Below are 10,263 nucleotides of genomic sequence, written 5' to 3' on the forward strand. Positions count from 1 at the left end.
GCAAATCATCCTGTGTTAAAACCTTATAATCCATAGCTTTACAAACCCTCCTGTTCCTGCCTTGGATTGATATAGCATAATTCCTTTATTTTTGTGCGCTATGCCCGCTGTCTGAACAGACAGCAGCATGATATAATGAAACCGTAATAACCGTTTCTGTTTTCCATTGTGGGGTATGACTTTATGAAAAAACAAATCGTTTCAGTTTTAGCCGCTATGTGCTTAACTGCAGCTGTCGCTACCCCCTCTTTTGCCGAAATGACCGTTTCAACCGACGGTTCAACTTCAATGGAGAAAGTTATCGGCTCTTTAGGCGAAGCTTTTTCCAACAAGTATGATGATGTAACCTTCACCTACAATCCTACCGGTTCAGGTTCAGGCATCACCGCTGCTGAGGAAGGACGCTGCGATATCGGTTTGTCAAGCCGTGCTTTAAAAGCTGACGAAGCCAAAACTTTGGACGGCGCCACTTTAGCTTTAGACGGTATCGTCGTTGTCGTTAACCCAGCTAACAAAGTTAACGACCTCTCAATCGATCAGATTGCAAAAATTTTCAAGGGTGAAGTAACTTCATGGAAAGATGTCGGCGGCGCTGACAACCCGATCGTTCTTATCGGCCGTGAAGCAGGTTCAGGCACCCGTGACGGTTTTGAAACCATCACCAATACTAAAGATGCCTGCAAATATCGTCAGGAACTCACCTCCACCGGTGACGTTATGACCGTAGTATCAAAGAACGAAAACGCTATCGGCTACATTTCCTTAGCTTCCATGAACGACAAGGTTAAGGGCGTTACTGTTGAAGGCGTTGCCGCTACCGAGCCTACCATCGCCGACGGCTCCTACAAGATTCAAAGACCGTTTGTTTTAGTTACCAAGAAAGGCGCCAAGCTTTCTGAAGGTGCACAGAAATTCATCGATTTTGCTTTCTCCGATGAAGCCAAGCCCATCCTTATCAAGGCCGGCGTTGTTCCTGTAGCCAAGAAATAATCTTAAGTAAAAACACTTAAAACCTAAATTATCAAATGTGCCCCAAGCAGGTCGTAAACCCCGATGACCTGCTTTTTTCGGAACAAAAATATGCTAAAAAAACAAGGTACCGGCATTAATGTCGAACAAATCGCCCATATGGTGTTTTTGTTTCTCGGCATTCTAAACGTCGGCTTCGTGCTGGTCATCTGCATCTACTTGGTTATAGCAGGTCTTCCAGCTATCAAAGAAATCGGTCTTATCGATTTCCTTTTCGGAACAAAATGGGCATCTACCGCAGCTAACCCGCAATTCGGTATTTTGCCGTTTATCTTAACTTCCATTTACGGTACTGCAGGCGCAATCATTATCGGTTTACCACTGGGCTTCTTTACTGCCGTATATCTGGCAAAATTTGCACCGCGTCACGTTTATAAATTCGTTTCCCCGTTAATCGATTTGTTGGCCGGAATTCCTTCCGTAGTCTACGGTTTTATCGGTATGTTGGTTCTGGTTCCAGGAATTCAGGTTATCTTCGATTTGCCTGACGGTTCAAGCTTGCTTGCTTCAATTCTTGTTTTGGCAATCATGATTTTGCCTTCCATCATTAAAGTATCGATTACCGCAATTCAAGCTGTTCCTGAGGAATACGAGTTAGGATCTCTTGCCTTAGGCGCAACCGAAATTGAAACCTATTACAAAGTAATGGTTCCTGCGGCAAAAAGCGGTATCGCAGCTGCCGTGGTATTGGGTGTAGGCCGTGCCATCGGTGAAGCAATGGCCGTTATGATGGTTGCCGGCAACGCTCCCAACATGCCGTCTCTATTTGAAAGCGTACGCTTCCTGACCACCGCCGTAGCAAGTGAAATGTCCTACTCCTCAGGCTTGCAGCGCGACGCATTGTTCTCAATTGCATTAGTTCTGTTCGTTTTCATTATGCTTATTAATGCAACCTTGAACCTCGTCTTAAAACATAGAGGTAAAAATTAATGCAAAACAATCTTCCTTTAAGACGTAAAGCCTACTGCGGCACCATGAATTTTATGATGCTGCTATGCACCGGCATTACCGTGGCATTGACCTTCTTCCTCATCATTTACATAGCAGTAGAGTCAATTCCGCACTTTTCCGTCAAAATCTTGACTACCAAACCGAGCTATCTTGATGACAGCATCGGCGTGCTGCCGGATATTTTAAATACCATTTATATCATTATCACCACCTTGGTATTCGTTCTGCCTTTGGGCATCGGTGCGGCCATTTATCTTACCGAGTATGCTAAATCTAAAAAGCTTGTAGGTATGATTGAATACGCAATTGAGTCACTTGCAGGTATTCCTTCCATTATTTACGGTCTTACCGGTATGCTCATTTTCTGCCAGTTCTTTTCACTAAAAACCTCATTGCTGTCAGGTGCTTTAACTTTGGTGATCATGAACTTGCCGACCATCATCCGTACTGTTCAGGAAAGTCTTAAAACCGTTCCGCAGGGATACCGTGAAGGCGCTTTCGGACTCGGCGCAGGCAAATGGCATATGATTAGAACCGTGGTTCTGCCCTGCTGCATCGACGGTATCGTTACAGGTTGTATTTTGGCAACGGGCCGTATGATAGGCGAATCTGCAGCGTTGCTCTTTACCGCCGGCTTTGCGCATGCGTTAAACGGCTTCTTTGACGCTTTAACCCATTCGGGTGCCACCTTGACCGTTGCTCTATATGTTTACGCTAAAGAGCAAGGCGAATTTGAAGTAGCCTTCGTTATTGCGGCAATCCTCCTCGTGCTCTCATTTATTACCAATATGTCAGCCTCCTACGTGGGCAAAAGATTTCAAAAAAGTAAAGGTTAATACTCATGGCTAAAGTATTTCAAGTTAAAGATTTCAATCTTTATTACGGCGATCACCGCGCGCTGATTGATATCAATATGGATATCGATGAAAACGCCATCACCGCTCTCATCGGACCGTCAGGCTGCGGTAAATCGACCTTCATTAAAACTTTAAATCGAATGAACGACCTCATTCCGTCAGTAAGAACCACCGGTTCAATTCTATACCGCAATGAGGAAATTTTAGACAAGAACCTCGACGTCACCTCTTTGCGCCGTCAGGTAGGTATGGTTTTCCAGAAACCCAATCCGTTCCCGATGAGCATTTATGACAATATCGCCTACGGTCCTCGTACTCACGGCATCAAAAACAAAGCACAGCTTGACGAAATTGTCGAAAAATCCTTAATCGACGCCGCGATTTTTGACGAAGTGAAAGATCGCCTTAAGTCTTCAGCCTTAGGCTTATCGGGCGGACAGCAGCAAAGACTGTGCATCGCAAGAGCCCTTGCCGTAAAACCCGACGTTCTTTTGATGGACGAGCCGACATCAGCTCTTGATCCGATTTCCACTTCAAAAATTGAAGATTTGGTCCTTGAACTTAAGCAAAAATACAGCATCATTATCGTTACGCATAACATGCAGCAGGCAGTTCGTATCTCCGATACCACCGCCTTCTTCTTACTTGGCGACCTAATCGAGTACGGTAAAACCGATCAGATTTTCAACACTCCAAAAGATAAAAGAACCGAAGATTACATCAGCGGGAGATTCGGATAATGAGAAACAATTATACAAAGCAGCTTGAAGAGCTTAAAAAAGAGCTTATTTTAATGGGATCTTTATGTGAAAACATGTTAAAAGACGCTCTTGACGCTTTTGAACAAAATGATAATGCCAAGGCTTCAGTCATTGCGGAGTCGGACGATAAAATCGACGCCAAAGAAAGCGAAATCGAAGCTTTATGTCTGTCGCTTATTCTTCATCAGCAGCCGGTAGCTTCAGATTTGCGCTTAATATCTTCAAGTTTTAAGATCATTACTGATTTAGAGCGCATAGGCGATCAGGCAAGCGATATCGCCGAAATTGCCCTGCGTCTTAAATATGAAGATAACGAGAACTTCAAAGAATTGTCCGAAATGGCAAAACGGACGCAAAAAATGTTCAAAGAAGCCATCGACTCTTTCGTAAAATTAGATATTGAAACCGCCAAAGGTGTTTTGGCTCAGGATGATATCGTAGACGAACACTTTATCAAGATGCGTTCACGTCTTATCTCCTTAATCGAGAAAAACGATCATGAAGCCAGAATTCCTCTTGATATGCTTTTAATTGCCAAATATCTGGAACGAATCGCCGATCATTCCTGTAATGTCGCCAACTGGATAATTTTCGCAATAACCGGACATCATTCCTCCGGCGAAATTATCTAAAGACAACGCCCTTAGCCGTGTAAGGCTAAGGGCATTTATGAGGTCATTATGATTTACTGTGTAGAAGATGATACCAACATAAGAGAAATAGAAATCTACACTTTAAAATCTTTAGGTCTTGAAGCCGAAGGTTTTGAAGACGGAAAAGCTTTTTTTACCGCCCTTGAAAATAACGTTCCCGATCTCGTTATTCTTGACGTTATGCTTCCCGATCTTGACGGTATCGAAATTTTAAAACGCCTTAAATCCAATCACAAAACAAGAGATCTGCCGGTTATCATGGCAACCGCCCGCGGTGCTGAATTTGAAAAAGTACAAGCACTTGATATCGGAGCTGACGATTATCTTGCCAAACCTTTTTCCATGATTGAAATGGCGGCAAGAGTAAAAGCCGTACTGCGCCGCTGCCATAAAGACACGTCTTCAATTATCACCGTAGATAAATTAAAGATTAATGAAGAAAGCCGCACCATCTCCGTTAATGACATAGAAGTGGATCTTACTTATAAAGAATTTGAGCTTTTACTCCTTCTAGTCAAGCATGAAGGCCGTGTATATTCACGCGAACAGCTTTTAGACATCGTCTGGGGAACCGACTACGACGGCGAAAGCCGTACCGTTGACGTACACATAAGAACCTTAAGACAAAAACTCATGTCCATGGACTATATAATAAAAACAGTCCGCGGCATCGGTTATAAGGCAGAATTTTGATTAAAGTAATTGAAAAGACCGCCAATATCAGCATGAAGCGTAAAATTTTCTGGACGGTCTTGAGTTCTTTTTTGCTTGTCTTGATCGCGACACTGACCATTGTGCTCGTGATCATGCACAACTCTTATGTAAATACTGAAAAATCCCGCCTGCAGCAATTTACAAGCAATGCTGCGGCAGAAGTAAACCATTTGGGGCCTAGCTTCCTTTCGCATAACATTTTAAACAACCAATACCGCTTAACTTATATCGCCGAAGACGGTACCGTGCTTTTTGACAACGAAAATGACAGTGACACAATGGAAAACCACTATGATCGTGAAGAAATAAAAGAAGCACGATTATCAGGTGTCGGCGAAAGTATGCGTTATTCCCATACTATGGAAATGCAAACTTATTATTATGCGGTAAAACTCAATAACAACGCTGTTCTGCGCACTTCCGTCACCACCGTAAGCCTACTTACGGTTACAGCCCATATGGCGCTATACTTTGCCTTCATCATTGTCTTTTTGGGCATGATTGCTTATTTCTTCGCTTCTTGGCTTGCCAATTCCATTGTCAAACCTCTTGATGAAATCGATTTAAATCATCCTTTGTGCAATGACGCCTACAGCGAAGTACAACCGTTTTTAAGAAAGATAGAGAAACAGCAGCTGCAGATTGAATCACAACTTGAAGAGCTTGTAAGTAAAAACGAAGAATTTCTCGTTATTACCAAGAGCATGACCGAAGGTCTGCTGCTCTTAAATCGCCAGGGCATCATACTTACCGTCAATAAAACCGCCCGAAAAATTTTCAATGTTTCAGAAGACTGCATCGGTAAAAGTATTTTAAGTATTGACAGATCCAATACCTACACTCAGGAATTTTTACTGCTGGACCGCAAAACCAAGCAAAAAATCGTTGAAATCCAAAAGGACGGCCGCGATTATCAAATTCGTTACAATCAGATTATCGTCAACAACCGGATTGCAGGTTTTGCCCTAATCGTTATTGACGTAACGGAAAAACGCCGCGCCGAAAGACAGCGCCAGGAATTTACGGCCAACGTTTCTCATGAGCTAAAAACTCCACTGCAGTCGATTATCGGCTGTGCCGAGCTTATTGAAAACGGTTTGGTCAAAAACGGCGATCTTGAAGCTTTCGCCGGGCGCATCCGCTCTCAAGGCACCCGCCTTGTCAGATTGATTGAAGATATTATTCTGCTGTCACGGCTTGATGAACTGCATGAAAGCATGCACGAGACCGTGAGCTTCAAGCAAATCACCAAAGAAGTATTCGAAAGCATTGCGCACAAAGCCGAAGAGCATCATATCAAGCTTATTCAAGAAGGAGATGACGTCACTTATTTCGGTGTCTACCGTTATTTATACGAGCTTATCTACAACTTGTGCGACAACGCGGTCAAATACGGCAAAGACGGCGGCTTTGTCAAAGTAATCACGGAAGAGACGGATAAAAAAATCATCTTGAAAGTCAACGATAACGGCATCGGTATTCCGATTGAACATCAGGCGCGCATTTTTGAGCGTTTTTATCGTGTCGACAAGAGCCATTCCCGCCGTATGGGCGGAACGGGGCTCGGTCTTTCCATCGTCAAGCGCGTAGTTTTGTTCCATAAAGGTAAAATCAAGCTTGAAAGCAAAGAAGGGATCGGTTCAACCTTTACGGTTTGCTTTAAAAAGCGCTTAGCTCCAAATCCCGATTCAGAACAAAACGTCGAAAAAGAAACTTCAAATAAAAAGTAAAACTATTTTTCTCTTCCACGTCATTTTACAGAGGAAGAGAAAAATCTATTTAAACGCATCAGCCAATTCTGAAAATATCACTAAAGACACATTTCCCATTTGTTTTGCTCTTTCTTCGCAGCCTTGAGTAAAGCCGTTTTTTGCAAACAAAAACAAATGAACATGCATGCAGGAAAATAATTTACTCTTTAAGGACAAATGTTCCAATACGCCTACATCAACTTTTTCATTAGTCCATTTGCATGAGGAAATGCTTTACGGTCGCCGTTTTTTTTTCGCTTTCTCATGCAGCGGGACTCCCATATCCATTATCCGGCAATATATTGAGCAGCAAAAAACTCCGACTTAACAACCGGTTTTATTTCCGTGGGGCTCTCCGACTGAAGAACGTGGTTTTTGCCACTGCTCTCTTTAGATAAAAATTATTAATTGCTTGTTTTTAATCATAACCTTCCTAGTCAAATAATCACATACTGTTGTATCCTTTAGCGCTCTATGCGGATTTAGGAAAATAAAATGTCATTAAAAATAGATTTGACTAAAGATAATTTATTTGATGAACTGGGAATTACACGCCTTAAAGAAAGTTATATGCGCCCGGAAGAAAATTCTCCTCAAGAGCGTTTTGCTTTTGTAGCCGAAACTTTCGGTACCGATAAAGAGCATGCCCAAAGGATTTATAATTACGCGTCCCGTCACTGGCTGAGTTTTTCCACTCCGATACTCTCCTTTGGACGAACTTCCCAAGGATTGCCGGTAAGCTGCTTTCTTTCATATATGGAAGACAGTTCTGACGGCCTAATCGATACGTTATCTGAAGTAAACCGACTTTCGATGTTAGGCGGCGGCATCGGCATTCATTTGGGGATCCGCAGCGCTGACGAAAAAAGCGTCGGCGTCATGCCCCATCTTAAAATTTACGACGCGGCATGTCTTGCATACCGTCAGGGAACGACGCGGCGAGGATCTTATGCCGCTTTTTTAGACATTTCTCATCCTGACATCATTCCTTTTATCGAAATGCGTAAACCGACGGGCGATCAAAACATGCGCACGTTAAACCTGCACCACGGAATCAATATTTCCGACGCTTTCATGCAAAAAATTACAAAATGCATGCAGGATGACAATGCGGATGACTCTTGGCAGCTTATCGACCCGCACAGCAAAAAAATTATTGAAACCGTAAGTGCACGCGATCTGTGGCAAAGAATTTTAGAATTGCGCATGCAAACCGGCGAACCCTATTTAATATTTACCGACACTGCAGAAAAAGCTCTTCCGCATTGGCTTAAAGCAAAAAATCTGCATATCAACGGCTCTAATTTATGTACGGAAATATTTTTACCGACAAATGCGCAGCGCACCGCCGTTTGCTGTCTCAGCTCTTTAAACCTTGAGTATTTTGACGAGTGGCGCCATGATTCTCAATTTATAGACGATGTCATGGAGTTTTTGGATAATGTACTGCAATACTTTATTGAACATGCGCCCAATTCTATTAAAAGAGCCAAATTGTCAGCATTCAAAGAAAGATCGGTAGGCCTCGGCGCATTGGGATTTCACTCTTATTTACAAAAGAAGGGGATCCCCTTTGAAAGCGTTATCGCCAAAAGCATCAACAAACAAATTTTTTCACATATAAGACAATGTTGTGAGCTTGCTGATAAACGGCTGTGCGCATTAAGAGGACCTTGTCCAGATGCGTCCGATGCCGGAGTAATGCGTCGTTTCTCGCATTGGATGGCGATAGCACCGAATGCCTCTTCAAGCTTAATTGTCGGCAATACCTCACCGTCAATTGAACCGCGTCGAGCTAATGTTTACCGTCAAGATACGCTTTCGGGTGCCTATATCACGAAAAATCGCCACCTACAGCAAGCGCTTAAAGAGCTTAATCTTGATACCGAAGAAATTTGGACGGATATCATTGCGCATGACGGCAGTGTACAGCATCTTGATATCCTGCCGCAGCAAATCCGCGACGTATTCAAAACCGCACAGGAAATAGATCAACGCTTTATCATCGATCTTGCCGCCGACAGACAGCAATTTATCGATCAGGGGCAATCCGTCAACTTGTTCTTCCCTGCCGATGTTCCAATAAAGTACTTGCATGCCTGCCACTATCTTGCATGGAAAAACGGACTTAAATCTCTTTACTATTGCCGCAGCGACAAACTGCGCAAAGCCGATCGTATCGGACTTAGCATCAAAAGACAGAAAATCGAAGACGATATTCATATGCAGTCTTTGCTTAACGAGAACACCTGCCTTGCTTGTGAAGGTTAATAATATGACAGAAAAATGTAATCTTTTAACCCAAAGCCGCGACTATTACAAACCCTTCGTTTATCCGTGGGCTTACGAAGCATTCATGCAAAGCGAGCAAATGCATTGGCTGTGGACCGAAGTTCCGATGGTAGAAGACGTTAAAGATTGGAAAATGCGGCTTAATGACAATGAACGCGACTTTCTGACTAAGGTTTTTCGCTTTTTCACCCAAGGCGACATCGATGTCAGCTCCGCCTATGTTCATACCTATCTTCCGGCATTTCCGCAGCCTGAAATAAGAATGATGCTCTCAAGCTTTGCCGCAAGAGAGGCTGTACATATCGCCGCATACTCTCATTTAATTGAAACTATCGGCATGCCGGATGCTATATACAATGAGTTTTTGCAATATGAAGCAATGGCTGCCAAACATGAGTTTTTTCACGGATTAAGGCTTAATCAAAAAGAAAGCATTGCGGCTAAAATGGCGGCATTTTCCGCCTTTACCGAAGGAATGCAGCTTTTTTCAAGCTTTGTCATGCTATTAAATTTTACGCGTAACGGTACCATGCGTGGTATGGGACAGATTATTGCATGGTCCATCAATGATGAGACCCTGCATACTGAGTCCATGATCAAGCTTTTTCGCGAGTATATAGAGCAAAATCCGCAGCTGTGGAATGATGATTTAAAATCCACCATTTACTCTATAGCGGAAAAAATGGTAGAGCTTGAAGACCGCTTTATCGATCTGGCATTCGGCGTAAATCAAATGCAAAAACTTGCAAAAGAAGATGTAAAAAAATATATCCGTTTTATTGCCGATAGAAGATTATCCGCAATGGGGATGAAGTCAATTTTCAACGAAAATAAAAACCCTCTGCCTTGGGTAGATGCCATGCTCGGAGTCACCCACACGAACTTCTTTGAAAATCGCGTAGTTGACTATGCCAAAGGAGCTTTATCAGGAGACTGGTCAGACGTTTGGGGCCAAGGAGCTTAAAGATAAGATCTGAAAAGGATGCATAAGATCCTTTTCAGACAATACCCTAAAACAGCAACAGAAAATGAAAAAACTATTTTCCAATCAAGGAATTTACCTGCCTAAAAAGTTAATAACTTTTTACTAAGCAGCTTGACATCCTCACCGGCCTAAAGGCCGATGATTCCTACTGCTAAACAACAATAGAGCTACTGTTGTAAGCTTCGGCGGGTTCCTGCTGCCGACCTCTTATGAGGTTCGCTTGACAGGCTATCCGGGCAAGTCCTGCCCTTCTTAAGATGTTTTGTGCGG

9 protein-coding genes are annotated in these 10,263 nt (G+C 43.0%); all 9 read left to right on the forward strand.

The genetic code is table 11. The features are described from left to right. The first annotated feature begins 183 nt into the window (after window positions 1-183). The 9 genes from QZ019_RS07575 to QZ019_RS07615 all read left to right on the forward strand — a co-directional run bounded on the left by QZ019_RS07575 (window position 184) and on the right by QZ019_RS07615 (window position 9,972). Entirely contained in the window at window positions 184-990 is an 807-nt protein-coding gene (locus tag QZ019_RS07575; protein WP_295483826.1) for a phosphate ABC transporter substrate-binding protein, read from the forward strand. Window positions 991-1,080: 90 nt separating this feature from the next. Further along, entirely contained in the window at window positions 1,081-1,959 is an 879-nt protein-coding gene (gene pstC / locus QZ019_RS07580; RefSeq protein WP_295483828.1) for a phosphate ABC transporter permease subunit PstC, read from the forward strand. Then, window positions 1,959-2,816 (forward strand): phosphate ABC transporter permease PstA, encoded by an 858-nt coding sequence (pstA, locus tag QZ019_RS07585; RefSeq protein WP_295483829.1) that lies wholly within the window; start codon window positions 1,959-1,961, stop codon window positions 2,814-2,816. The genes pstC and pstA overlap by 1 nt, the downstream gene beginning before the upstream one ends. 5 nt (window positions 2,817-2,821) lie before the next feature. Next, entirely contained in the window at window positions 2,822-3,577 is a 756-nt protein-coding gene (gene pstB, locus QZ019_RS07590; protein ID WP_295483831.1) for a phosphate ABC transporter ATP-binding protein PstB, read from the forward strand. Beyond that, on the forward strand, window positions 3,577-4,230 hold the full coding sequence (gene phoU, locus QZ019_RS07595) for a phosphate signaling complex protein PhoU (RefSeq protein WP_295483833.1): 654 nt from the start codon (window positions 3,577-3,579) through the stop codon (window positions 4,228-4,230). Before pstB ends, phoU begins: the two co-directional genes overlap by 1 nt. 48 nt (window positions 4,231-4,278) lie before the next feature. Then, window positions 4,279-4,944 carry a response regulator transcription factor gene (locus QZ019_RS07600; protein ID WP_295483835.1) on the forward strand — a complete coding sequence of 222 codons (666 nt, stop codon included), beginning with the start codon at window positions 4,279-4,281 and terminating at the stop codon, window positions 4,942-4,944. After that, the gene (locus tag QZ019_RS07605; protein ID WP_295483838.1) at window positions 4,941-6,695 is read left to right on the forward strand and encodes an ATP-binding protein; all 1,755 of its coding nucleotides are present in this window, start codon (window positions 4,941-4,943) and stop codon (window positions 6,693-6,695) included. The genes QZ019_RS07600 and QZ019_RS07605 overlap by 4 nt, the downstream gene beginning before the upstream one ends. A gap of 516 nt (window positions 6,696-7,211) precedes the next feature. After that, window positions 7,212-8,987 carry a ribonucleoside-diphosphate reductase subunit alpha gene (locus QZ019_RS07610; RefSeq protein WP_295483840.1) on the forward strand — a complete coding sequence of 592 codons (1,776 nt, stop codon included), beginning with the start codon at window positions 7,212-7,214 and terminating at the stop codon, window positions 8,985-8,987. Between the two features lie 4 nt (window positions 8,988-8,991). Beyond that, window positions 8,992-9,972, forward strand: a complete 981-nt coding sequence (locus tag QZ019_RS07615; RefSeq protein WP_295483842.1) for a ribonucleotide-diphosphate reductase subunit beta — start codon at window positions 8,992-8,994, stop codon at window positions 9,970-9,972. Window positions 9,973-10,263: the final 291 nt, after the last annotated feature.

Origin of the sequence: uncultured Succinatimonas sp. (assembly GCF_905203285.1) — a bacterium.
Lineage (GTDB): Bacteria > Pseudomonadota > Gammaproteobacteria > Enterobacterales > Succinivibrionaceae > Succinatimonas.